Consider the following 22385-nt stretch of genomic DNA (forward strand, 5'->3'; position numbering starts at 1 on the left):
TAGATTTTAGATTCTAGATTTTAGATTGAATATCAAGTTCCGATAATCAGACATCCGATCGAAATAAAAACTCAAATCAATTTCGAGACCGAAGTCTCCCTTTCCCCCTTAACCCTTCACCTTTAACCCTTTTCCACCAGATGTCTACTGATAGCCGCTGTAGCTCACCGGTTGTCCGTCGCGGAACGCCCCGGAAATCGTCGTCCCGTCAGCTTGAACCATCGTTCCCGTACCGTGGGGTCGTCCTTGGCGAAGTTCCCCTTCATAGCGAGCGCCATTGGGATAAGTACAAATTGCACTGCGACCGTCAAAATTGCGGGTGAAGAAGTATCCGTTACATACCGTTCCCGTTGTGTGAATGAAGGTTCCCAAGCCAAAAGGTTCCCCAGCAAAAAATTCACCCTCGTAACGATTGCCATTGGCAAAAACGTATTTTCCCCCTTTACCATCCGGCTGACTGTTATAAAAGGTACGCTCGATTTGTCGAGTTTCAAAGATGCGCTCTCCTTCAAGAGTTCTGCCCACTGGAACTTCCACGGAAATTTGCTCCGTACGTCCAATGAGGGTAAATCCACCTTCATAGCGATCGCCATTGGGGAAAAAAGCTGCTCCTTCAATAATCGCCCCATCTCTAAAAGTACCTTCATAGCGAGAATCGTCGGGCATGATCAACCGTCCCACCCCATCAGGCAATCCATCAACAAAGTCGCCATCATATCGAGTGCCATCTTGGCGAGTTAGCGTACCGCGACCGTTGGGGGAACCATTCACGAAGTACCCAAAGTAGCTTTGACCCTCTCCATAGTTACAACGCCCGAAACCCGTAATTAAATCGGGTGGATCGCACTGAGGTTGTCGGCTACTTCCTTCTTGAGCGATCGCGGGTAACGAGCCGGCAACAAGACCTACACTCAGAAGACCCGCAGTCTTCAAACTTAATGCCGCTAGAGCAAGGGGACTCACTTTTTTCATCGAATTCGATCGCTTCCTTATCTTTCCAAACTATCTCGATTTCAACAGATGTTTAGGGGATTCGGGACTAACCTCCCGACGAACCTTGAGACTCAAGGGACGGTCGAAACGGTTGTCCGTCGCGGAACAAACCCGAAAAAACCCGTCCGTCGGCTGCATACATCGTTCCCGTACCGTGAGGTTGACCCTGCCGCCACTCCCCTTCGTAAACATCGCCGTTGGGATAGGTACAAGTTCCTTTACCGTCTAGATTGATATTAAAGAACTGACCGCTACACTCAGTCCCGTCGGTATAGATGAAAACACCGGTGCCAAAAGGCTGACCGGCAAAAAATTCCCCGATGTAACGATTCCCATTTGCGAAAATAAATGCCCCATCTCCTTGGGGTTGAGAGCTAATTTCTCCAGAGTCTAGATTCTGAACGACTTCAAAGGTACCTTCGTAGCGATCGCCATTGGCAAAGAATGCCGTACCGTCGATAATCACCCCATTTTCAAAGAGACCTTCGTATCGGGAATCATCGGAGAGGATATATCGCCCTTGACCGCTGGGACGACCGTCGAGAAATTCTCCCTCGTAACGCCCTTCTGAAGAGGTATAGGTGCCGCGACCGTTGGGCACGCCACCTTCTAGATATCCGATATAGTTTGCACCATCATCGTAGTTACAACGGGCAAATCCCGACTCGATCGCCGGTTCGCAGTAGGGGGGAACGTATTCGCTTTCCGAGCTATCTTCTTGGGCGAAAGCCCGATTTGTGAGACTCACCAATCCGAGCGTCGAAAGCAGCAAGATTGGGGTAATCCTCAGCATTCCCTTGAGTTCGATCTGTTTTCTTCTCGGGTTTTTCATCAAAATTTCTTCTCCTCTAAGCGCGATCGACCCATTTCTGCTCATGTCTTAAACCATCAACCCAGACCCGAGTCTTCCTCCATGGCGAGCGTTGGCGGCTCTCCCAAGAATCTGGGATATTCCGAGCCATCTTCTTCTAAAATCACGATCGGGTTGGTGCCTTGAATGCCGTCTACTCGTTTGACGAGCACCCGCCCGCCAGCAATGACATCCCCCACTCTCACGTATCGACCGGAACTGCTACCCGGAAGCTGAACGATCACTTGTACCTCACCACCCACTTCAACCACGCCGGTGACCTGTACGTTTTCGGAGATGGTCGGCGGTACGGGCGGTGGCGGGGGAATAGCCGGTCCGATTTCTGTCGGCAGTGGGGGTAGCTCGGCGATCGGTTGGCTGTTAAGAGGTGGCAGCGATAGCGGTGCTTCTTCGGTTTTTTCTCCCGGTTCTTCCCCAGATGCAGCCCCCGGTTCCGCCTGAGCGATCGATTCTCCATTGGGAGTGCTTGCGGGTGCACTCGCTGGCGTACTCCCGGTCGTGGCTTCTCCTTCTGGCTCGCTGATTCCCAACTCTGCCGGACTTAACTGAGCGATGGCGTTATCGTTGGGGGGCACGAATATTGGGGATGAATCCGGTATTGGCTCGGCGACCTGAGCGACCGTTGCGGGTAATGGGGGTAAGGAAACTGCAGGTTGTTGACCCGCGTCCCCAGAGGATGCCGTGGTGCCCCTACCGCCACCGCCTCCGGTTGGTTGAGTGGTCGTGGTGCCCCCACCGCCTCCGGTTGGTTGAGTGGTCGTGGTGCCCCCACCGCCTCCAGTTTGTTGAGCGCTCGGGGTTGGGCTACCGCCACCGCCTCCGGTTGTTTGAGGAGATACGGCAACAGGCTCTGACTCTTCTTCGGGAGGTTCGAGAGTTTCAACCAGTTCTACCGGCAAAACGTCAAAGGGATTTTGAGGGGCGTTATTAATTCTCGATTGCACTTCCTGGGCGCGCTCGTCTGAATTGGTGGAGTTAATCAACCCCGCCGGTGCGGCGGTCGTGCGGGGTTCGGTTTCTGGAGCGGTTGGCTCGGCAGAAAAAGGCTCCACGGGCACGCCCTCGCCCTCTTCAGCCACTTCTTCGGTTGTAGCTGGGTCTTCTTCAGTGGTGGCGGCATCTTCGCCAGATCCGCAAGCCTGCACTCCGACAATCCCTAAAGAAAGCAGAAGCAGCCAGGTAGCCAATGAGCGATGAGACATGGTCGATCCCTTTGAGCGCTATTCGTTGCCATCAGAGCTATCTGGTATCAGACAACTCGTATCGGTTTTGAGAGTTATACCCACAATAATATACCGAAATTCCTGAAATCCTTTCGCCATCGATCGAAGAGCCGACATGTCGCCATCGCAACACCCAATCGGGCGAGTGGGAGAGTGCTTGAAGTCACGGCAGGGCAGCTCGAGGGGTTTTGCGACCCGGGTCGCAGCTCCTCTACCGGCTGCACTTTCGGGGAATACCCGAGCTTTGCTATGGTGAGAGTCTCCAACGGGAAAAAATTAAAGATGAAAAGTTGTTCTCTGGTTGCCCCGGCAAAAATCAATCTTTACCTTGAAATTATTGGAGACCGACCGGATGGCTATCACGAGTTGGTGATGGTCATGCAAAGTATCGCCTTAGCCGATCGCATCGAGTTACGAACCCTCAGTGGAGAACCCACTCGCGTGTGTTGCGACCATCCGGACGTGCCCGTCGACGATCGCAATTTAGCCTATCGTGCGGTCATGCTGATGGCCGGGCGCTTTCCCGATGCTGCCCGGCGCTGGGGTGGGGTGGAAATTACCATCGATAAGCAAATCCCCGTAGCCGCTGGTTTGGCCGGGGGATCGACCGATGCGGCGGCCGTCATTGTCGGCTTGAATCTATTATGGAACTTGGGATTGACCCTGCCCGAACTCCAAGAAATCGGAGCGGTTTTAGGTTCGGATATTCCGTTTTGCATTGCTGGGGGAACGGCACTGGCCACGGGTCGCGGGGAAAAAATATCTGCTTTACCGAGTCTCGAACCACTCGACTTAGTGCTGGGGAAATACCGCAGCTTGCAGGTGTCTACCCCCTGGGCTTACCAAACGTTTCGCCAACAGTTCGGCGATCGCTACATTCGGGATGAAGCGGGCTTGGAAGAACGCCGGCAGCGAGTTCATTCAGGGGCAATGGTAACGGCGATCGCCCAACAGGATGCGCGTCAAATTAGCCAGGAACTCTACAACGATTTAGAGCGAGTGGTGCTGCCAGAATATCCCCAAGTGGCTCGGTTGCGGGACACCCTCGCGGCCCCCGGTGCCGATGGCGGGGTGTTGGGGGCGATGATGTCCGGTTCGGGACCGAGCGTGTTTGCGGCTGTTGAGTCGGAAGCGATCGCCCAACGACTGCGAGGGGAAACCGCACGGGCGATTCCCGATCGGGATCTGGAGTTATGGGTGACTCGCACCATTCCCACAGGTATTGATGCGAGACTTTCATAATACAAATCGAGGGTATCCCAGATGCGATCGGCAATGGGTGGAAACTGAAACTTTCGGAACCGAACGTGGGACAATTGGGAACATCAAATGACGCTGAATGTGAATCAAAGGCTCCAATCCATACTCGATCGTTGCTTCTTGCCATCGATTTCCCGTTCCCCATCCCAACCAAAGCGATCGTTCGCATCAGACGTAAATTCTATTTCTATTGTCCAGACGCCACTCGCGTTCTGCCCTCTCCCCCATGACGCAAACTTCCGATAACCAACCTGGCGATCGCCCGAAAAGCGTTTTACGCTGCTTCACCGGTTCCCTCATTTCCGGTACGATCTCCTCGGCTGCCTACGCTCTGACGAGTTCGATTTCGAGCACCTTTGCCACCAAACCCATTCATTCAGATAATTTAACCGCGATTAAGATTTCGATCGCCGTTCGGACTCTAGTGATGGGAATGTGTGCTTTGGCAACGTTTGTTTTTGCCCTCTCGGCGGTGGGGTTGTTCGCCCTCGGGATTCAAAGGCTCGTGCAACAACTCGCCAAAGCCGAAAACGTCCAGTCTTAAGCCAGAGTTGGGTTGAACTTTCGGGTGAACCTTTTGAGGGGATGGAGTGCGACGGGCAATTGCGATCGGTCTCGTTGCAGTTGTTGGAAACGGGCAAACACTGAATCGTTGTCGGCGTTGAGTCACTCGACATTCGCGAACGGTTAAAACGGATAGCGATCTGTCAAGTCCCCGTGAAACGTCCCTGATGACCCATCAAAACCAGTGTGGTTGCCCCCATACGGTAGGGTAGGCACGGGGGTACTACCCCTACTCATCGCGCGTCATGGCGATCGAGTACTAGATCTTTCCTTCCACTGACCCACACCCCACACCCCACACCCTTTTACCACTAGACATCTACTAGATGTCTCCATCAATCAAAAATTACTTTCTATGGTTCGGTCATGAATTTCTTCTCCCTTTCCCCCTTCCCCTTTCCCCTTGAACCCTTTTGCGGAAATGTCTGTTCATGAGCGCTGAAATTCTTTGTATTGGGACCGAACTCCTTCTCGGAAATATCCTCAACGGCAATGCTCGCTATCTGGCCGGACAACTGGCGGATTTGGGGATTCCTCACTACTATCAAACCGTCGTCGGCGATAATCCCACCCGCATCAAACAAGCCCTGGAAGTGGCAACTGGGCGATCGAAAATTCTCATCTTCACCGGAGGACTCGGTCCGACCCCCGACGATTTGACCACAGAAACCCTAGCGGATTTTTTCGACGCGCCCCTCGTGGAAAGTGCCGAAATTCTTGCGGATATTACCGAGAAATTCGCCCGACGAGGCCGGAAGATGGCACCGTCCAATCGCAAACAAGCCCTCTTACCCAAAGGGGCGCAAACCTTACCCAACCCCATCGGTAGCGCGCCGGGTATTATTTGGCATCCGAGGGAGGAACTGACGGTACTGACATTTCCCGGCGTTCCGGCGGAGATGAAGGCCATGTGGCAAGAGACGGCCGTTCCCTATCTCCGAAATCAGGGATGGGGAAAAGAGGGGTTTTACAGTCGCACCCTCAAATTTTGGGGGATTTCCGAGTCGGAGTTGGCCGAAAAAGCAGGAGCGTTGCTCGATGCGGAGAATCCGACTGTCGCCCCCTACGCAAATTTTGGCGAGGTAAAATTGCGAATTTCCGCCAAAGCCAGTTCGCCCGCTGCCGCAGACGAGTTAATCGACCCCGTTGAAGCGCAATTGCGAGACATTGCCGGTCGTTATTGCTACGGACGAGATGAAGAAACCCTCGCCTCGGTCGTCGGCGGGCTGTTGCTCGATGCCGGCGAAACCCTTGCGGTGGCAGAATCCTGTACGGGAGGCGGGTTGGGTGCGATGCTCACGGAAGTGCCCGGCAGTTCTCAATACTTTTGGGGCGGGGCGATCGCCTATGATAATCGGGTAAAAGTTGCCTTACTCGGTGTTAACTCAGAAGATTTAGCAACCCACGGATCGGTGTCGAGTGTTGTGGCAGAGCAAATGGCCGCCGGCGTGCGGTCTCGTCTGGGAACGAGTTGGGGGTTGAGCATTACTGGAATCGCCGGTCCCGATGGCGGGACTCCGACGAAACCCGTAGGTCTGGTCTATATCGGTGTGGCAAATCCCCACGGCAAAACGGAAAGTTTTGAGTATCGTTTCGGCGAAACCCGCGGACGGTCTTGGGTTCGTCGGGTGAGTGCCTGTAGCGCCCTCGATCGCTTGCGACAAAAACTACGAGATCGCGCCTCCCGATGAGTCCCCAAAGCGACCCCCAAATCCGCTAGATAATACACAAATAACCCAACCCCGATCTCGTAAATGTTTGAGCCATTTCTCGCGCATCGGGCGATTTGGGGTTCGACTCGTAATTTCACGTAGGGGACTTTGAAGATTTGGAATTATTCGTTATGATAAATACTATAGATATGAATATGCTAAAGCCCAAATTCAGATACTAGCGTACTGTCGCCGGGCACACAGCACAGACTCAAATCAAGGAGCTATCTCATTGATGGATTACATTGACACAATTTTAGATAAGCTCAAAGAATGGGCGCGTAAAATCATTGATGCTCTGCTTGGTCCAGAGGTGGCGCCCGAGCCGGAACCCATTCCGATTCCCGTTCGAGATCGCGCTTCGTTCTAGTCCTTCTAAAAACCTTTGGAATCCGAAACTCGGCTCAATATCTTAGTTATTCACGGGCCAAACCTAAATCTGCTAGGTCAAAGAGAAACCAACATATACGGTAGCACAACCCTCGCACAAATTAATGATTCGTTAGACCGAGAAGCTCAATTATTAGATGTTAGTATCTCCACGATACAGTCTAATAGTGAAGGAGCAATCGTTGATGCGATTCAGACCTGTCCGGGTAATTATCAGGGTTCGGTCATTAATGCAGCAGCTTATACTCATACGAGCGTAGCAATTCGCGATGCGATTGCCGGTGTGAACTTACCCGCTGTAGAAGTCCACCTGAGTAATATATACTGCCGAGAATCATTCAGGCATCATTCGTATATAGCCCCTGTGGCGATCGGTCAAATTAGTGGGTTTGGTCCTCGCAGCTATTTGTTAGGTCTACATGCTCTGGTTGGTTATCTGAGGGATTCAGACCTTTCGGTCTCCCAAGCTCGATCTTAAATTGAGTTCCAACCTTTCTCGAATTCCCCTTCTCTAGACCCTGAGAGAAGGGCATTATTTTGTCTGACTTTCTTGCTAAATTTTCCTGGGGAGCAAATTTACCGCTGATGGGCGATTCTCTGCTAAGTCGGTTTCGTGGGGCAATAGTCGGAGCGGTCCTCGGAAAACTCTGGGCAACCCATGCCGTGTCATCTCCTCAAGCTGGCCCTGGGGGATTGGAGCAAGCCATCGACTTTTGCGACTCCGATGCTTCGAATCCCTTTGGAAACGCACTTTTAGTCGAACTCGTCTCCAAGCAACTCTTCAAAAGCGGGCGAGTGAGATTAGAAGCGCCGTCCGACGCGAGCCTTGCGATACCCTGGGCAGATGGACGCGCAACGCAACTCGACGCCGATGTTTGGATCGCACTCCTACCGATTATTCTTTATTGTCACGAGGATGATGCCCAGCTCGCCTCGAACCTGCAACAGGTTACCCATGTCTGGCAATTTTCTTCCGAGGCAACAGCAGCCGTTTTAGGCGTGGGATCTGCGATTTCCCTTGCTCTGAGGGAGACTTTAAATCCAAATCTGCGACTGTGTCAAATTCTCGATCGTTTGAGTCTAGTACCCAACTCATCCACACTTCAATTTCCCAATTGGCTGCAAACATCCATCGAAGATGGAGCGAGTTTAGCGTCGGTTCGGGGGGGGTTGGGACGGCAAACGTTATCAAGAGCTGAATGTTCCACCTGTACCCAAGCGGTGACCTTGGCATTCTACTGCTTTTTGGGAACGCCAGGAGATGTGCGAGCCGGTGTAATGCGATCGCTGCAACTGCAATACCAACCGCAACTAGTTGCCACCCTCGTTGGGGCGATCGCCGGAGCGTACAATGGTTACGCCGGTATTCCCCTGTCCTGGCGGGTAGCGTTGAGCCCGAAGGGGGAATCTCGATATTGGCAACTGGCAACTCAGCTGTGGGCGGCATGGTCTGGCATCTGCGACCCGATGATGTCGCTCGATCATTTAGAGGAGATGGCAGCCGTGACGGCTCCGGGAGTGCTTCGCCCTCGTTAGGCGAGTTTCAAGTTACGGTCCGCCAAACACCGCATCTTCGACATCTTGACGACTGAGGGAGTATTTAAACGATCGCTGAATCTCCCGTTCCGAGCTATTCACCTCGTAAATCACCGTAATCTGGTCGGTATCGAGCCAGAGTTGCGCTTTCCAGTTCGATCGTTCGAGCCACCAATGATTGAGTTCTTCGCGATCTTGCTGGCAACCTCGCTCTCGCAACCAATTTTCGAGTTCGGGAAGGGGGTGGTTGTATAGGGGGGTATCGGCGGAAGGTATGGACATGAAATTGTTTGAGAAGGTTGTGAGAGACAGTGAGTGAAATCGGGGGAACAAAAAAGCAATACCGACTCCAGTCATAGGGGATCGCCGCGAAGATAGGCGATCGAAATCGCCAGCAGCAAACAGCCGACGAGGGTCAATCCCATGAGAAATAAAACAAACACCTCACCGGATGAAAGGGGGCGCTCGGTCGGATCGAGGTATGCCGAATCTCGCATCGGACTCGATGAGTGTTCGGGTCGAGTGCGCTCGGATGGAGGTTGAAACTTGACTTGGGACTGGCGTATCCGTTCGTCGTACACCGCGCGACGCTCTGGATTGCTCAGGGTGGCATAGGCTTCATTTAATTGCTGAAACTTTGGCGTGGCAACGGACAGAGGTAATTTTGTTGTATCGGGGTGATAGCGTTTGCTCAGTTCCCGATAGGCCCGACGGATATCGAGAGCCGATGCCTCCGGATGCAGACCCAGTACCGTATAGTAATGAGTGGCCAGCACGGCGGCTCGCAACGATTCATAACGTCCTTGTTGATGAGTTCGGCTTCTGTGCTGAGTCACAGTACATCCCACGCGACTGACATATAGATATGTATTATGGAATATCCGTTTCTTGCGCTGACTTGCTCCGTTCCCCGACCCAGGGAGCCTTTTAATTTCACTGGGGTTGTCTTTTAGTTTGCCAGTCCGGTTCGATGTTTGGCAAGCATTTGTAGGGTGAAATTCTCCGGGTTGAAATGGGCAAGATTTTGGGCGAAGATGCCCAGCCGAAGCACAAACAACTAAACTCACCCCTAGCTTAAACCTAAGAGCGAGCTCAAAAATGATATTCACGATTGAAGTCAGTTCTAGAGCGACAGCTTTTGCCTTCGCTTGCTAGAAGTCGGGTCATGTTGACCCAAAATCGAGGCTCGACGCGAAACTGTTTCGATCGGTCAAGCCCCAAGTCCGCTTAGATTCGGAGATTAGGCAACCCACTTCTGGGCGACGAGTTCGGCTAAATCGACGACCCGCTGGGAGTAACCCCATTCGTTGTCGTACCAAGCCACAACTTTGACCAAATCGCCATCCATCACCATTGTCAGGCTAGCATCGACGATGGAAGATGCATCGCATCCTTTATAGTCGCAAGACACCAAGGGAAGATCGCTGTAAGCGAGAATCCCCTTCATCGAACCTTCGGCTGCTGCCTGTAAGGTTTCGTTCACTTGCTCGGCAAAGGTCTTTTTCTCCACCTGAGCGACTAAATCCACCACGGAAACATTGGGGGTGGGAACGCGCATGGCAATCCCATTCAGTTTGCCCTTCATCGAGGGAATCACTAAAGCCACAGCCTTCGCCGCACCGGTGGAAGTGGGAACGATATTCATCGCTGCGGCCCGAGCCCGTCGAACGTCCCGATGGCTGGCATCGAGCAGGCGCTGGTCTCCCGTATAGCTATGGGTGGTGGTCATCGTACCTTTGATAATCCCAAAGTTATCGTTGAGTACTTTGACAAACGGAGCCATACAGTTGGTGGTACAGCTAGCATTACTCACGACGTTTTCAGCTTCGTGAGTATAGTCTTCGTGGTTGACCCCCATCACGTAGGTACCAATGTTACCGCCTTTACCTGGGGCTGTAATCAGAACTTTTTTCGCACCGGCTTCCAAGTGCTTGGAAGCACCCTCTTCGGTCACGAACACTCCGGTAGATTCAATAACTAAATCGACACCCCATTCTTTCCAAGGCAGGTTTAGCGGGTTGCGATCGCTGACGCATTTAACGGTCTTGCCATTAACGGTAATCGAGTTGCTATCGGCGCTGACGTCTGCATCGAGCGTCCCCAGCATCGTATCGTACTTAAGCAAGTGAGCGTTCGTTTTCGGATCTGAGGTATCGTTTACCCCAACTAAATCTAATTGGCTGTTTTCTCGGGTCAGCCAGCACCGCAAAAAGTTGCGTCCGATGCGTCCAAAACCATTGATCGCGACTCTGATCACCTTGTACCTCCTAAACAATGACAACCCCTACGATCGAGGGGGAAAAAGCTTTTTGTTCGTTCTAGATCTGCGCTCTGATTCGCCGTTGCGAAACTGGGCCGGGGATCTTCTTCTAAGGGGTATCAAACCAAAGAAGCATACTAGAAAAAAGCATTTGAGATTCTTTAATAATCCTTATCATATCGCAAAGGTCGACCAACTTCGCATACACTTTCGGCGGAGGGATCGATTGCTCGATCGAAGCTTGGAAGACCTTTTGCGGACCTCGGGATCGGACGTTAGATCTTCAACCCTCGATTCTTGCATTTTAGGGGGAACCCAAACCAACTGCCTGGCCTTTTCCCAGATGGTCGCGGGTCTTTATCGGTCTAGAAAAATACAATTAAATCGACGACAGACTGCCGATGTTCCTGCGTTCGAGCGCATCCACGACCGTCACTCTCTTAAAATACAGAACCGAAAGTCGACGCCGTTCCACGAAAAAAGTGCTGACGGAAACTTAAGAGTTTATGAGAAGGTCAATTCTTTCAAGCCGACACTGGACTTCTCGTCGAATTCTTTGTGCTTCTGGGTTGGTCGCACCGAGGGGCTGTAGAACTTTTACTGCGCTACAGACATTTCCCAATACTCCGGTTTAGTATGGAGTTGGGGTTAAATGCGATCGCTTATTTTTGGGCAATCTTCTGGCAATCTTTCACTAAGTAATTATCATGTTCTAAATAATTTGTCAATAGCTGCTGACTATCCCTCAGACGCTGGCAATTGCCACAGAATCAACCGAGATCTGAACGTTCGGAAGCGATTCGGAAAAATGTGCGAATCTTTTCATCCATTTTTCCGGAAATGCTGGAATTGCGACTGTATCTGAACGACAAGACTCGATCTACGGGTAAAAGTAGACTAATCTACATCAATAAGGAGAAGGAAATCGCTCTGTGCTATGTATTCTTTTCTAGACAGAGGTGAATTTCAATCGACCCAAACCCGTTCTGTTTGCGTAAATTTTTCCAACGCGCTATCGCAAAACATTAATTCTTGATATGATATCGCGTGACATTGGTGTGGTGTGGTGTGATAGGAGCAATAATGCCGAATTCTGTTGACTTAAGCGGCAGGCCATTTCACTTTATTGGTATCGGTGGAATTGGTATGTCAGCTTTAGCGTATATTTTAGCCAAACGCCAACTCCCCGTGTACGGTTCGGATATTCGAGCCAATCACATTACTCAAAGATTGCAGGAATTGGGCGCTCGTATTTTTTGGAGCCAAACCGCCAGTAATCTCGATATATTTAAAAATTTAAATCCCGATTTTCAGTCCCGAGAGCCAGGAACTCGAGAAGATTCTGGAAGTCAGGTCGATCGGGCGATTGCTAAGAATGGTCGTGAGGGTTCCGACGCCCTCAACCTCCCGCAAATTGTTTGTTCGAGCGCGATCGATTCGACCAATGAAGAATATCGTGCGGCGATTGAACTCGGCTGTCCGATCTTCCATCGCTCGGACTTGCTCGCGGCTCTCATCGCGGAGTATCGAAGTATCGCGATCGCCGGAACTCACGGAAAAACCACCACCAGCAGTATGGTGGCGTTCGTATTGCTCAGAGCGGGTCTCGATCCGACCATCGTTGTCGGGGGTGAGGTGAAGGCCTGGGAAGGCAACGCTCGTTTGGGTGCAGGGGAACATCTGGTCGCCGAAGCCGATGAATCCGACGGTTCCCTCGTCAAGTTCGCGCCCAACATCGGGACGATCGTCAATATCGAACTCGACCATCCCGATCGCTATGGGAATCTCGACGAAGTGGTCGAGATTTTTCAAACCTTTGCCAACCGTTGCGAAATATTAGTGGGTTGTTGGGATTGCCCGGTGATTCGCGAACGGTTTAACCCCCAGATTCGCTACAGTCTAGACCCCCAATCCGGTGCTGATTACACCGTCGATCGGGTGACCTACAATGCCGATGGAACCACCGCCCGGGTTTGGGAGCGCGGTCGGGTTCTGGGGGACTTAAAACTCGGGGTTTTAGGGAAGCACAACCTCAGCAACGCCCTCGCCGCAGTGGCCATCGCTCGCGCCGTGGGGGTGGAATTCGCCGCGATTTCCGAGGCTCTCGTCGATTTTGAAGGGGCCCGTCGCCGCTTCGAGTTGCTCGGATTTGCCAACGGGATCGGGTTTATCGACGACTACGCCCATCACCCTAGCGAAATCCAAGCCACCTTGAGTGCAGCTCGCCTGCAAGTGGGAACGGACAACAATAAGACTCGGCGAGTGGTGGCGGTTTTCCAACCTCACCGCTACAGTCGCACGCAAACGTTTTTATCGGAATTTGCCTCCTCCTTCGGCGATGCCGATGTGGCGATCGTCAGCGATGTGTATGGTGCGGGAGAATCGAAGATCGAAGGGTTTGGAGGCGAACGAGTCGCGCGAGCGATTTCCGAACATCACCAAAACGTCCATTACTGGTCCACCCTCGATCGCATCGAAACCGGCTTGCAAGACTTTTTGCAACCGGGAGATTTGGTCGTCTTTTTAGGTGCGGGAAATCTGAATCAAGTGATTCCCAAACTGGTGGAATTTCACCGACAAATTGAGTTCAGTGGTGCGTTGTGAGTTTTTCGATGTCTGATGCACGAGAACCTAAATCTAATTTCGTAGAATCCAAAATCTATTGGTAATGACTCTTTCATACAACTGGCTTCCAACTCCAACCCAAACGCGCAATGTTCCGGTTACAACTGCCCCGATTTACCTATCGGGCACTGGATGTCCCATCTATCCTCAATATCCCCTCTCCAAGCTGACCTCTTTTAAAGTTGGGGGGCCCGCCCAATGGTGCATGAATCCCAAACGGGTTGAAGATTTGCAAGCAGGACTCGCATGGGCCCATGCCGAAGGATTACCCGTGACCCGTTTGGGCGCGGGATCTAATTTACTCGTGAGCGATCGCGGTTTATCGGGTTTGGTGATTTGCACCCGCCATCTGCGTCACACCCATTTCGACCCCGAATCCGGTCAACTGAGCGTTGCTGCCGGGGAATATCTGCCCCGTCTGGCATGGCAGGCGGCAGAACGGGGTTGGAGCGGCTTGGAGTGGGCCGTGGGTATTCCCGGCACCGTCGGCGGGGCAGTGGTTATGAATGCGGGCGCTCACAACGCTTGCATGGCCGATTTGCTGGTGAACGTCCAGGTGATGTCTCCCAATGGAGATCTAGAAGTCCTCACGCCCGAAGATTTACAGTATCGGTATCGGACTTCGATGTTGCAAAACGATCCGCGATTCGTGGTGCGAGCGACCTTCCAACTCCAACCCGGTTACAATCGAGCGGACGTGCGCAAACTCACCCACGAGCAAATGCACAAGAGACGCACGTCTCAACCCTACCACCGACCCAGTTGTGGCAGCGTCTTTCGCAATCCCGGACCCCATGCGGCGGGATGGCTCATCGAGCAGACGGGTCTCAAGGGTCATACCATCGGTGGCGCTCAGGTGGCCGAACGGCACGCCAACTTCATTCTCAATTGCGGTGGGGCAACAGCTAGCGATATTTTCCACTTAATCCGTTTCGTGCAAGAACAAGTGGAACGAAACTGGCAGCTGTGGCTCGAACCGGAAGTCCGAATGCTTGGAGAGTTTCAACACGTTTGAGACTCGGTCTTGCGGCCCACCGCGTTGTGAGAGGAAGTGGCGCGCCGGGAATCGTCATCTCCTCTCTTGGGCGATGCTGACTCGGAAGTATTCCGGCGATGGTGGGTTAAGTGCTAATGTTACTCTTAGCTAGAGAGCCATTCATCCGCGCACTCTATTTGGCTGCGATCCAAGGAATATTCGATTCCGCGCCGCATCCTATGAGTGTCTGGACGCGAGTTGCTCCACTTGGGGAGACCCCAAGACCGGACTCGCTCGTGAATAGCAGGTTGGGTATAATAAGCCCGGTGCGGAGGGGCATCCCGTATCGTCAATAAAGCGAACCCGCGTAATCGTTCGCGTCGCGTCTCCAAAGGAGATAGCATTGGCTGGTGTTGGTAAGAAGTCCACGCTGTACCGTGCTCGTCAGCGTCGGGAGTATGTCACGAAACACTAGCAGCCGTTGAGTGCTTGACATTCGATCGCCTTCGAGTCCGATTCGGGTTCACCCCCGATCGCCCCTTGAAGCTCGATCGAACATTTACACACGAGTTAAAGATAATCAATCGATCATGGCAAAACCAGGACAAGGATTTGGTTTCGGTTTAGGCAAAATGAAGGAATTAACCGAAGCCTTCAAAAAAGCGCAGCAAGTTCAAGAAGGAGCCAAAAAGCTTCAAGAAGAACTCGATGAACTGGAAGTGGAAGGGGAGGCCGGCGGCGGCCTGGTGAAGGTCGTTCTCAGCGGCAACCAAGAACCCCGTCGCGCGGTGATTTCTCCCGACGTATTGGGGGAAGGGGCGGATGTGGTCTCGCAACTGGTCACCGAAGCGATGCAAGATGCTTATATTAAGTCGACGACTACGATGCGAGAAAAGATGGAAGAACTCACCGGAGGCTTGAACCTTCCGGGAATGTAATCGAACGTCGATCGCCTTCGATGGAGAGCAAAAGCGATGGCGATCGTCTACGGGTTTTTGCCAATTTGCTGCCAGCTTCTGCTAACCGGGAACCGACCCAACCGCACCCATGCCGTACCAGTTATTATTTGTCTGTTTGGGCAATATTTGCCGTTCTCCTTCAGCGGAGAATATCATGAATCACCACATCGATCGCGCGGGTTTGAGCGATCGAATTCACTGCGACTCGGCAGGAACGTCGAGCTATCATATCGGCAGCCCGCCCGATCGACGCATGGCTGCTGCGGCCAAGAAGCAGGGTATCGAACTCGTCGGCAGTGCCCGTCAGTTCGAGGTGGAAGATTTCGAGGAATTCGATCTGATTTTAGCCATGGATCGAGAAAACTATCGAAATATCCTGGCTCTCGATCGCACCGGAGCGTATCGAGATAAAGTGAAGATGATGTGCGACTTCTGCACCCGACACGATCTTAAAGAAGTTCCCGATCCCTACTACGGCGGTCCGGCCGGGTTCGATCGGGTTATCGATTTGCTCGTGGATGCTTGTGAGGGATTGCTCGATTACACCCAAAAGCATCTATAGCAGCGGCTATCTCATTGAAGTGAGTTCGGGTTGAGAGCGTCTTGAAAGATGCCAACCCTCACCAACTCCCCCATCCTTTCAATGGGAAAGCGTCAATCCACCCAATGATGTTCGATCGCCAAACGAATTAACTCCGCACGATTTTTGGTATCGGTTTTGCTCAAAAGCCGACCGACGTACTTTTCAATCGTTCGGTGACTCAGGTAAAGATTTGCCCCGATTTCGGCATTCGATAATCCTTTCGCCACTTGTTCGAGGGTTTCCCATTCGCGCTTAGTTAAATCTAACTCGACGATATTCGGTGAGGAAGAATCGGGAGTGCGATCGTCGTTGGAGAACTCTGCGGGTGGAGTAACTTGCGTCGGCGAGGAAAGTCCAGAGGGAATGCCGGGATTTAAAGAGTGAATGATATCGAGATAGCGATCGAGAAAGTTGCGCACCACCACACCCAATTCCTCCAATTCAAAGGGTTTGGGCATATACAAGTCCACCCCCATTTGATAGCCGCGAATGCGATCGTCCGTTTTATTGTGGGCCGTCAGAAAAATGACGGGTAGCAAGCGACAATCCGGACGCTGCCGAACTTTGCGCACGAGTTCGTAACCATCCATTTGAGGCATGATCGCATCGGTCACCATCAAGTGAGGATGGTATTTCTCGACCAAACTCAAAGCTTCTCGACCGTTCTGGGCAACGATGGTCAAGTACCCAGACATTTCTAGATAATCTCCGATCGAAATTCGGATTCCGGGGTCGTCATCAACAACAAGAATGGTCAGAGGCATAATTTTGACCGCTAGAGTGCCAGGGATGCCGAGAAATTCGGCAGATCGCGACCTCATCGATCGGCACGGGGGTGGGTTGGATGACGCAGTGGGCGTAGAATCCCCCCACGCCAATTTATCCATCAAGGGATCGGAAAACGCTCAAAATTTAGGAAATGAGAAAACATCGAGCAATATTACAAACGTTCGCACATCGGTAAAATTTTGGACGATTCACTCATTGACCGATGGCGAGATCGCGTCCCAAGTCTTTGTCACATCCCAAACCCGATTTCTCAGGCAATAGACACTTCGATCGTAGCAGGTTTTCCCAAATTTCCCGTTAAAGTTACGCCCCGTTGATTGGCGTGGAGATGGCGGAGGATTTTATAAATGGCTTCAATCTCCTCCGGACGACCCGTTCGTTCGGCTAAATCGGCCAGCGAAAGGGGTTCCGATGCAGATTTCAACACGGTCGTTACCTGAGTTTGCAATTCTAAAATCGCCGCCGCGGCTTTTTTCCCCGCTTCCACCCCCGGCTGGTGATAGGCATTGATATTCACCAAACTCGCATACAATCCCACCGCTCGTTCGTAGAGGGCGACCATCGCTCCCACGGTTCGGGGATTGACCTGGGGAATCGTCAGGGTAATGGAATCTCGCTGATTTTCGTAGAGGGCGGTGCGGGTTCCTTGCAAAAATCCTGAGAGATAGTCGCCGGAGGTCACCCCGGGTTCGATTTCTGGGGAGTTGCCATGGCGATCTTCGAGAACTTCAATGAAAGTCATAAAAAAGTTCGGTACCCCTTCGCGCAACTGCTGGACGTAGGCGTGTTGGTCGGTCGAACCCTTATTCCCGTAGACCGCAATCCCTTGATTGACCACATTCCCGTCGAGGTCTTTTTCTTTTCCCAACGACTCCATCACCAGTTGTTGCAAGTAGCGGCTGAAGAGCAACAGGGAATCTTTGTAAGGGAGGACGACCATATCTTTCTCCCCTTTGCCGTTCCCCCCGTAGTACCACGCCAAAGCCAAAAGGGCGGCAGGGTTGTTTTTCAGATCTCGAACGCGGGTGGCTTCGTCCATTTCTTTCGCCCCGGCAAGCAGGGTGCGGATATCGATACCCTGGAGGGCGGCTGCCGGCAAGCCCACGGCCGAAAGTTCCGAGGTGCGTCCCCCCACCCAGTCCGCCATGGGAAAGGTCGTCAGCCACCCTTCGGATTGGGCGCGTTTGTCGAGTTTGCTATCGACTCCGGTAATGGCAACCGCTTGCTTGGCAAAATCGAGACCGCGATCGACAAAGGCTTTTTGCACTTCCACCATGCCGTTGCGGGTTTCAGGGGTGCCGCCGGATTTGGAAATGACGAAGACGAGGGTACTGCTGAGGCGATCGCCGAGTTGGGCGAGGGTGCGATCGATACCGGCCGGATCGGAGTTATCGATAAAGTGAAGATCGAGAGGAGGATTGTCGGGGGCTAAAGCTTGGGCGACAAACTGAGGGCCGAGTGCCGATCCGCCAATGCCGATGGAGAGAATATCGGTAAATTTTTGCGCGTTCGGGGGATGTACCGTGCCGATGCGGACTTTTTGGACGAAGGTTTCGATGCGATCTAACGTTTCGACGATTTCCTTCTGAATTTCCGGGGTGGGGGCTAAATCCGGGTCGCGCAGCCAGTAGTGACCCACCATCCGATTTTCGTCGGGGTTGGCGATCGCTCCGGCTTCTAGGGCTGCCATATCCTCAAAAGCTTTGGCAAATTTAGGGTTGAGGGTTTCAACAAAGGCATCGTCAAATCCCATTCGACTGATATCGAGGTACAGGTCCAAACCCTCGTGATAGTACAGCCAGTCTTGATAGCGTTGCCAGAGTGTCGCAGCATCCATAGCAGAGTCTCCTCTGAATCGTTTTTACCTATTTGGAGTTTAGACTAATTTAACCGCCCAAATCGTCAAACCCTTATCCAGAGGAAGGATTCTCAACGCTCCCCCAAGCCAAATTTTTAGTACCCTTTGGTTTCAATTCACTCTACATCTAGCGTATATCCGATGAGTTCGATCGGGAGTCCTTGACCTAAGGCAATACAAATCTCATGTCTGAATATTTGTCAAGTCTTTTCAAGACATTCGTTACATTGCCTCAGTTTGCCTCGGGGACGCGGACGCAACGTTCACGACGATCGCAAACATCCAATGGCTTCGAGCAAACCTCGGGCTTTATTCAACGTTTCCTGGTACTCGGTTTCCGGTTCCGAATCGGCCACCAATCCCGCCCCCGCTTGGACGGAAACGATATGACCGGTTTCCCCCGGACGAACCACCATGGTGCGAATGGTAATGGCGCTATTGAGCTGACCTTCAAAATCGTAGTAGCCGTAAACTCCCGAATAGGGACCGCGACGGCAGGGTTCCAACTCGTGGATAATCTCCATGGCGCGAATCTTCGGTGCGCCGCTGACGGTTCCAGCCGGGAAGCAGGCTTTGAGCAAATCCCAAGCGGTCTTATCCTCCTCGAGCTTGCCGACAACGTTACTGACGATGTGCATGACGTGGGAGTAGCGTTCGACGATGGTGAGTTCGTTCACCCGCACCGAACCCTTCTCGCAGACGCGGCCGAGGTCGTTGCGTCCCAAATCGACGAGCATGATATGTTCGGCCACTTCTTTGGGATCGGCGAGCAACTCCTGGGCGAGGGCCGCATCTTCGGATTCGGTTTTCCCTCGGCGGCGAGTTCCGGCGATCGGACGCACGGTAGCGATCGTAGAGCCATCGCCATCTCGTTCGGCTTTCACCATCACTTCCGGACTCGACCCGATGAGCTGCCAATCGTTGAAGTTAAAATACGCCATGTACGGCGAAGGGTTGATGAGGCGCAGGGAACGATACAGGGAAAACGGCTCGCCGCCATACTCCGCCGACAATCGCTGGGAAATCACCACCTGGAAGATATCCCCGGCTTTGATATAGTCTTTAGCCTTGCAGACGTTTTCGCAAAATTGTTCTTTGGGAATATTGCTGGTGTAGAGGGTTGAGTCTTCCTCGTGGGCTTTCCCTGGCGTGGGGGGAGTCCATTCGAGCATCGTATCTTGACGATCGAGGGGCAACTGCAGTTTGGCGACCATTTTAGCGACCGCATCCACCGCCTTTTGGTACGCCTCGGCAACATCCACATTCGGGTCGCGCAAATCTGCGTAGGCGATCGCCCAAATTTTCCGCTTCACTTGGTCGAATACGAACAGCCGATCGACTTGCATCCACAACCCATCGGGTAAGTCTTCGGCTTGACTCGGATAAATGGAGACGCGCGGTTCGATGGGTTGAATCAGTTCGTATCCCCAAAAACCAAATAAACCACCAATCCCCGCAGGCAGTTGGGGTAACTTCACCGGTTGAAACGACTTCAGGCAATCTGCCAGAATCGTAAAGGGATCGCCGGTAAAGGTTTCAATGCGACCGTCGCGGTGAGTTTGGGTGGTCGTATTTCCCCGAGCCGATAAAACCCAGAGGGGATCGCAACCGAGAAAACTGTAGCGTCCCAGTCGCTCTCCCCCCTCCACCGATTCCAATAAAAAGTTGTAGGGTTGACCCGCACAAACTTTATACCAAGCCGACACGGGGGTATCTAAATCGGCCACCCACTCTTGATAGACGGGGATGAAGTTACCTTGTGTGGCGAGGTGGGAAAACTCGGAGAAATCGGGAAAAATCATAATCGAACGTCAGGGGCGGGTTCGCCACCCTTATAAAAGTCGATCGACGGTGCATCTTACTCGGAGAGTTGCACGGGAGACGATCGCGTTAAGGTTTTAGCTTATCCCGAATTTACGTTAATTGAGACGGTCGAATCGGGGGACAAAAAACCGACCGATTGCGGATGGGGCGATCGCGTCCCCAGTGTCTTTGTCCCCGAATGCCTTCTACAATACCTTCTACGGATCGAAAGGCTGTTTGCCGCTGAACTTGATTTTAGAAGGATTGGGATTATCGCCGATCTTGCGATTGACGCTACCCACGGCTTCCCGGCCTTCGTTCACCTTCTCGGGGAACACGCCATCCTTAGGATGCAGGTACTCGGTTTCGCCATCGGGGAACACCCGATAGATTTTGTAATCCTCCATTTTGGGCTTGAACTTCGTCCGCAACTGGGTTCCCAGTGCCAGACACTGTTCCTTGCGCGCCAAGTAAAGCAGGTTTTCGCCTTCGTTCATGATGGCCGCGCCACCGGTGGGCATTTCAAACACCTGTTCCTTGGAACTGGTCCAAGTAATGGCGTATTTTTCTTCGACTTCGGCTTTGGTGAGCAAACCGCCGGTGCTACCGCCAAATATCGGAGTTTTTCCTGTTAGTTCTTCTGCCATAGTGTTCTCACAAATGGTTTTGATGGCATCCTATCACTGAGAAATTCCCTCTCCGACGATGTTGTCAACAAATGTAACAGTTCGCCGTTCTGACCGATGTGTGCTGTTGAGGTGGGGTGTGGGGTGTCTTTCAAGGGAATGTTTTTTAGATTTAGCCATCGGGTACGGGAATCCACTCAGAAGTCAAGGAACCTAGAGGTAGGAAAACCCCATGGATGGCACGAGCCAAAAGCACTAAAAATCCCCGGCGAAAACAACTCAACCAACGTGGTGGCGAGGAGGTTTGAGAAAAGCCAGGAGGGGATGAAGTCTCGAGTGCTTCGGAGGGTCCGGGCATCAGAGATTCTGGGTTGTCTAGGTCTAAACGGCTAGGGAATAATTGAGCGTCTGAGCATCCGCCAACACTGACCAACTATCAAGTGGCCACAGCAATGGCTAATCATAGCCGTTCAACTCGTTGGGGGCCTGTCATTTTGGTATGATGCCAGCCCAAACCGCCTCGCTTAGTCTCTTTGGAAAGACATTCAATCCAACTGCGCATGGCATACCAGCAAATCTCAGACTGTTGGAAACTCAAATCGGTCACAATCAGCTAGGGGTCTGCATATCCCCGATCGCCCCGGTATTTGGGTAGGCACGAAGGCACTACCCCTGACTCGATTCGTTTTTTCCCGCACTCATCATCATCGCAATCAAACCATCGACCATGCGATTGCGCTCCAAGGGAATAATATCGCTGCCGTGCATGATATTTTGCAGAATTAGGTAATGTACTAAAGACCCAGCAAACATTCGTGCAGCCACCATCGGATCGGGAAAATTAAGCTGGGGTTGAGAAGCTAGATACCCCGATAGCTTTTCCAATAAAGGTTTTTGAATTTCGCGCAAGAAGGTTCGAGCCAGTTCTGGAAACCGCTCGGATTCACCAATAATCAATCGCATCAAGGTTAAAAACGCTTGATTGCCGGAAAACTCCGTGAGTACCGAAGTGGCCATATGATGCAGCATCTTTTCCGGCGGCATTTCTGGGTTTGGGTTTGTGGGCAAGCTAAACAGAATCTGACGGCTGTTTTGCGTGAGGTGCTGCATCAGAGCAACAAACAACCCCTCTTTATCTTGAAAGTAACGATACAGTGTCGGCTTAGAAACCCCGGCAGCGGCAGCAATCCGATCCATACTCGCGGCTGCGTACCCCTGGGTTGTAAACACCGCCAATGCTCCCTTGAGTATGGCTTTGGCTTTCTCGGGTTTCTCTTGGCTGGGAGTGGATTTGGGTGGAATTGAACGATTCACGAGAATAGAGGAGGTAAGTTTCGATGCAGTTATTCTACTCAAT

Annotated in this window: 23 protein-coding genes; 11 read left to right on the forward strand and 12 right to left on the reverse strand. The window is 52.3% G+C overall.

Going from position 1 to position 22385, the window contains the following annotated elements:
- Nucleotides 1-144: 144 nt before the first annotated feature.
- The 3 genes from AC2215_RS02955 to AC2215_RS02965 form a co-directional block, all read right to left on the reverse strand.
- Nucleotides 145-972: an MORN repeat-containing protein gene (locus AC2215_RS02955; protein ID WP_486808462.1), complete on the reverse strand. Its 828-nt coding sequence runs from the start codon at nucleotides 970-972 to the stop codon at nucleotides 145-147.
- A gap of 67 nt (nucleotides 973-1039) precedes the next feature.
- Complete coding sequence (locus AC2215_RS02960; protein WP_486808463.1) at nucleotides 1040-1825, reverse strand: MORN repeat-containing protein; 786 nt, start codon at nucleotides 1823-1825, stop codon at nucleotides 1040-1042.
- A 56-nt stretch (nucleotides 1826-1881) separates the two neighbouring features.
- Nucleotides 1882-3066 (reverse strand): hypothetical protein, encoded by a 1185-nt coding sequence (locus AC2215_RS02965; RefSeq protein ID WP_486808464.1) that lies wholly within the window; start codon nucleotides 3064-3066, stop codon nucleotides 1882-1884.
- 303 nt (nucleotides 3067-3369) lie between these two features.
- On the opposite strand from AC2215_RS02965, the gene ispE reads away from it, so the two are divergent.
- The 6 genes from ispE to AC2215_RS02995 all read left to right on the forward strand — a co-directional run bounded on the left by ispE (nucleotide 3370) and on the right by AC2215_RS02995 (nucleotide 8549).
- On the forward strand, nucleotides 3370-4329 hold the full coding sequence (ispE, locus tag AC2215_RS02970; protein ID WP_486808465.1) for a 4-(cytidine 5'-diphospho)-2-C-methyl-D-erythritol kinase: 960 nt from the start codon (nucleotides 3370-3372) through the stop codon (nucleotides 4327-4329).
- 244 nt (nucleotides 4330-4573) lie between these two features.
- Nucleotides 4574-4891 (forward strand): DUF3082 domain-containing protein, encoded by a 318-nt coding sequence (locus AC2215_RS02975; RefSeq protein ID WP_486808466.1) that lies wholly within the window; start codon nucleotides 4574-4576, stop codon nucleotides 4889-4891.
- Between the two features lie 451 nt (nucleotides 4892-5342).
- Nucleotides 5343-6602, forward strand: coding sequence for a competence/damage-inducible protein A (locus AC2215_RS02980; RefSeq protein WP_486808467.1), 1260 nt, complete (start codon nucleotides 5343-5345; stop codon nucleotides 6600-6602).
- A 256-nt stretch (nucleotides 6603-6858) separates the two neighbouring features.
- Nucleotides 6859-6993, forward strand: a complete 135-nt coding sequence (locus tag AC2215_RS02985) for a hypothetical protein (RefSeq protein WP_486808468.1) — start codon at nucleotides 6859-6861, stop codon at nucleotides 6991-6993.
- Between the two features lie 15 nt (nucleotides 6994-7008).
- Nucleotides 7009-7491, forward strand: coding sequence for a type II 3-dehydroquinate dehydratase (gene aroQ, locus AC2215_RS02990; protein ID WP_486808469.1), 483 nt, complete (start codon nucleotides 7009-7011; stop codon nucleotides 7489-7491).
- A gap of 185 nt (nucleotides 7492-7676) precedes the next feature.
- Nucleotides 7677-8549: an ADP-ribosylglycohydrolase family protein gene (locus AC2215_RS02995; protein ID WP_486808470.1), complete on the forward strand. Its 873-nt coding sequence runs from the start codon at nucleotides 7677-7679 to the stop codon at nucleotides 8547-8549.
- Nucleotides 8550-8561: 12 nt separating this feature from the next.
- On the opposite strand, the gene AC2215_RS03000 is transcribed toward AC2215_RS02995, so the two are convergent.
- The 3 genes from AC2215_RS03000 to AC2215_RS03010 form a co-directional block, all read right to left on the reverse strand.
- Entirely contained in the window at nucleotides 8562-8831 is a 270-nt protein-coding gene (locus AC2215_RS03000) for a DUF3143 domain-containing protein (protein ID WP_486808471.1), read from the reverse strand.
- A 71-nt stretch (nucleotides 8832-8902) separates the two neighbouring features.
- Nucleotides 8903-9337 (reverse strand): J domain-containing protein, encoded by a 435-nt coding sequence (locus AC2215_RS03005; protein ID WP_486808522.1) that lies wholly within the window; start codon nucleotides 9335-9337, stop codon nucleotides 8903-8905.
- A 452-nt stretch (nucleotides 9338-9789) separates the two neighbouring features.
- The gene (locus tag AC2215_RS03010) at nucleotides 9790-10806 is read right to left on the reverse strand and encodes a type I glyceraldehyde-3-phosphate dehydrogenase (protein WP_486808472.1); all 1017 of its coding nucleotides are present in this window, start codon (nucleotides 10804-10806) and stop codon (nucleotides 9790-9792) included.
- Nucleotides 10807-11892: 1086 nt separating this feature from the next.
- On the opposite strand from AC2215_RS03010, the gene murC reads away from it, so the two are divergent.
- From murC to AC2215_RS03030, 4 genes are all read left to right on the forward strand, one after another.
- Nucleotides 11893-13413: a UDP-N-acetylmuramate--L-alanine ligase gene (gene murC / locus AC2215_RS03015; RefSeq protein WP_486808473.1), complete on the forward strand. Its 1521-nt coding sequence runs from the start codon at nucleotides 11893-11895 to the stop codon at nucleotides 13411-13413.
- Between the two features lie 64 nt (nucleotides 13414-13477).
- On the forward strand, nucleotides 13478-14449 hold the full coding sequence (gene murB / locus AC2215_RS03020; RefSeq protein ID WP_486808474.1) for a UDP-N-acetylmuramate dehydrogenase: 972 nt from the start codon (nucleotides 13478-13480) through the stop codon (nucleotides 14447-14449).
- Nucleotides 14450-15000: 551 nt separating this feature from the next.
- On the forward strand, nucleotides 15001-15348 hold the full coding sequence (locus AC2215_RS03025; protein ID WP_486808475.1) for a YbaB/EbfC family nucleoid-associated protein: 348 nt from the start codon (nucleotides 15001-15003) through the stop codon (nucleotides 15346-15348).
- 109 nt (nucleotides 15349-15457) lie between these two features.
- Complete coding sequence (locus AC2215_RS03030) at nucleotides 15458-15931, forward strand: low molecular weight protein-tyrosine-phosphatase (RefSeq protein ID WP_486808476.1); 474 nt, start codon at nucleotides 15458-15460, stop codon at nucleotides 15929-15931.
- A 92-nt stretch (nucleotides 15932-16023) separates the two neighbouring features.
- Here the strand turns inward: AC2215_RS03030 and AC2215_RS03035 are convergent, their stop codons facing one another.
- Nucleotides 16024-16716, reverse strand: coding sequence for a response regulator transcription factor (locus tag AC2215_RS03035; protein ID WP_486808477.1), 693 nt, complete (start codon nucleotides 16714-16716; stop codon nucleotides 16024-16026).
- Between the two features lie 25 nt (nucleotides 16717-16741).
- Between AC2215_RS03035 and AC2215_RS03040 the strand changes: the two genes are divergently transcribed.
- Nucleotides 16742-17002 carry a hypothetical protein gene (locus tag AC2215_RS03040; RefSeq protein ID WP_486808478.1) on the forward strand — a complete coding sequence of 87 codons (261 nt, stop codon included), beginning with the start codon at nucleotides 16742-16744 and terminating at the stop codon, nucleotides 17000-17002.
- Here the strand turns inward: AC2215_RS03040 and AC2215_RS03045 are convergent.
- From AC2215_RS03045 to AC2215_RS03065, 5 genes are all read right to left on the reverse strand, one after another.
- Nucleotides 16992-18578 (reverse strand): glucose-6-phosphate isomerase, encoded by a 1587-nt coding sequence (locus AC2215_RS03045; RefSeq protein WP_486808479.1) that lies wholly within the window; start codon nucleotides 18576-18578, stop codon nucleotides 16992-16994. The genes AC2215_RS03040 and AC2215_RS03045 overlap by 11 nt on opposite strands.
- 284 nt (nucleotides 18579-18862) lie before the next feature.
- Complete coding sequence (trpE, locus tag AC2215_RS03050) at nucleotides 18863-20401, reverse strand: anthranilate synthase component I (protein WP_486808480.1); 1539 nt, start codon at nucleotides 20399-20401, stop codon at nucleotides 18863-18865.
- A gap of 219 nt (nucleotides 20402-20620) precedes the next feature.
- Nucleotides 20621-21049, reverse strand: a complete 429-nt coding sequence (gene psaD, locus AC2215_RS03055; protein ID WP_486808481.1) for a photosystem I reaction center subunit II — start codon at nucleotides 21047-21049, stop codon at nucleotides 20621-20623.
- A 151-nt stretch (nucleotides 21050-21200) separates the two neighbouring features.
- A complete protein-coding gene (locus AC2215_RS03060; RefSeq protein ID WP_486808482.1) occupies nucleotides 21201-21386 on the reverse strand; it encodes a hypothetical protein in 186 nt (61 codons plus the stop codon).
- A 308-nt stretch (nucleotides 21387-21694) separates the two neighbouring features.
- Nucleotides 21695-22342 (reverse strand): TetR/AcrR family transcriptional regulator, encoded by a 648-nt coding sequence (locus AC2215_RS03065; RefSeq protein ID WP_486808483.1) that lies wholly within the window; start codon nucleotides 22340-22342, stop codon nucleotides 21695-21697.
- Nucleotides 22343-22385: the final 43 nt, after the last annotated feature.

The organism is Zarconia sp., assembly GCF_057467645.1.

What these genes read in the sequence shown, in the direction of transcription:
- AC2215_RS02955 (WP_486808462.1), bottom strand. Translation starts at nt 972, where the DNA reads ATGAAAAAAGTGAGTCCCCTTGCTCTAGCGGCATTAAGTTTGAAGACT.
- AC2215_RS02960 (WP_486808463.1), bottom strand. Translation starts at nt 1,825, where the DNA reads ATGAAAAACCCGAGAAGAAAACAGATCGAACTCAAGGGAATGCTGAGG.
- AC2215_RS02965 (WP_486808464.1), bottom strand. Translation starts at nt 3,066, where the DNA reads ATGTCTCATCGCTCATTGGCTACCTGGCTGCTTCTGCTTTCTTTAGGG.
- ispE (WP_486808465.1), top strand. Translation starts at nt 3,370, where the DNA reads ATGAAAAGTTGTTCTCTGGTTGCCCCGGCAAAAATCAATCTTTACCTT.
- AC2215_RS02975 (WP_486808466.1), top strand. Translation starts at nt 4,574, where the DNA reads ATGACGCAAACTTCCGATAACCAACCTGGCGATCGCCCGAAAAGCGTT.
- AC2215_RS02980 (WP_486808467.1), top strand. Translation starts at nt 5,343, where the DNA reads ATGAGCGCTGAAATTCTTTGTATTGGGACCGAACTCCTTCTCGGAAAT.
- AC2215_RS02985 (WP_486808468.1), top strand. Translation starts at nt 6,859, where the DNA reads ATGGATTACATTGACACAATTTTAGATAAGCTCAAAGAATGGGCGCGT.
- AC2215_RS03000 (WP_486808471.1), bottom strand. Translation starts at nt 8,831, where the DNA reads ATGTCCATACCTTCCGCCGATACCCCCCTATACAACCACCCCCTTCCC.
- murC (WP_486808473.1), top strand. Translation starts at nt 11,893, where the DNA reads ATGCCGAATTCTGTTGACTTAAGCGGCAGGCCATTTCACTTTATTGGT.
- murB (WP_486808474.1), top strand. Translation starts at nt 13,478, where the DNA reads ATGACTCTTTCATACAACTGGCTTCCAACTCCAACCCAAACGCGCAAT.
- AC2215_RS03025 (WP_486808475.1), top strand. Translation starts at nt 15,001, where the DNA reads ATGGCAAAACCAGGACAAGGATTTGGTTTCGGTTTAGGCAAAATGAAG.
- AC2215_RS03030 (WP_486808476.1), top strand. Translation starts at nt 15,458, where the DNA reads ATGCCGTACCAGTTATTATTTGTCTGTTTGGGCAATATTTGCCGTTCT.
- AC2215_RS03035 (WP_486808477.1), bottom strand. Translation starts at nt 16,716, where the DNA reads ATGCCTCTGACCATTCTTGTTGTTGATGACGACCCCGGAATCCGAATT.
- AC2215_RS03040 (WP_486808478.1), top strand. Translation starts at nt 16,742, where the DNA reads ATGCCGAGAAATTCGGCAGATCGCGACCTCATCGATCGGCACGGGGGT.
- AC2215_RS03045 (WP_486808479.1), bottom strand. Translation starts at nt 18,578, where the DNA reads ATGGATGCTGCGACACTCTGGCAACGCTATCAAGACTGGCTGTACTAT.
- trpE (WP_486808480.1), bottom strand. Translation starts at nt 20,401, where the DNA reads ATGATTTTTCCCGATTTCTCCGAGTTTTCCCACCTCGCCACACAAGGT.
- psaD (WP_486808481.1), bottom strand. Translation starts at nt 21,049, where the DNA reads ATGGCAGAAGAACTAACAGGAAAAACTCCGATATTTGGCGGTAGCACC.
- AC2215_RS03060 (WP_486808482.1), bottom strand. Translation starts at nt 21,386, where the DNA reads ATGCCCGGACCCTCCGAAGCACTCGAGACTTCATCCCCTCCTGGCTTT.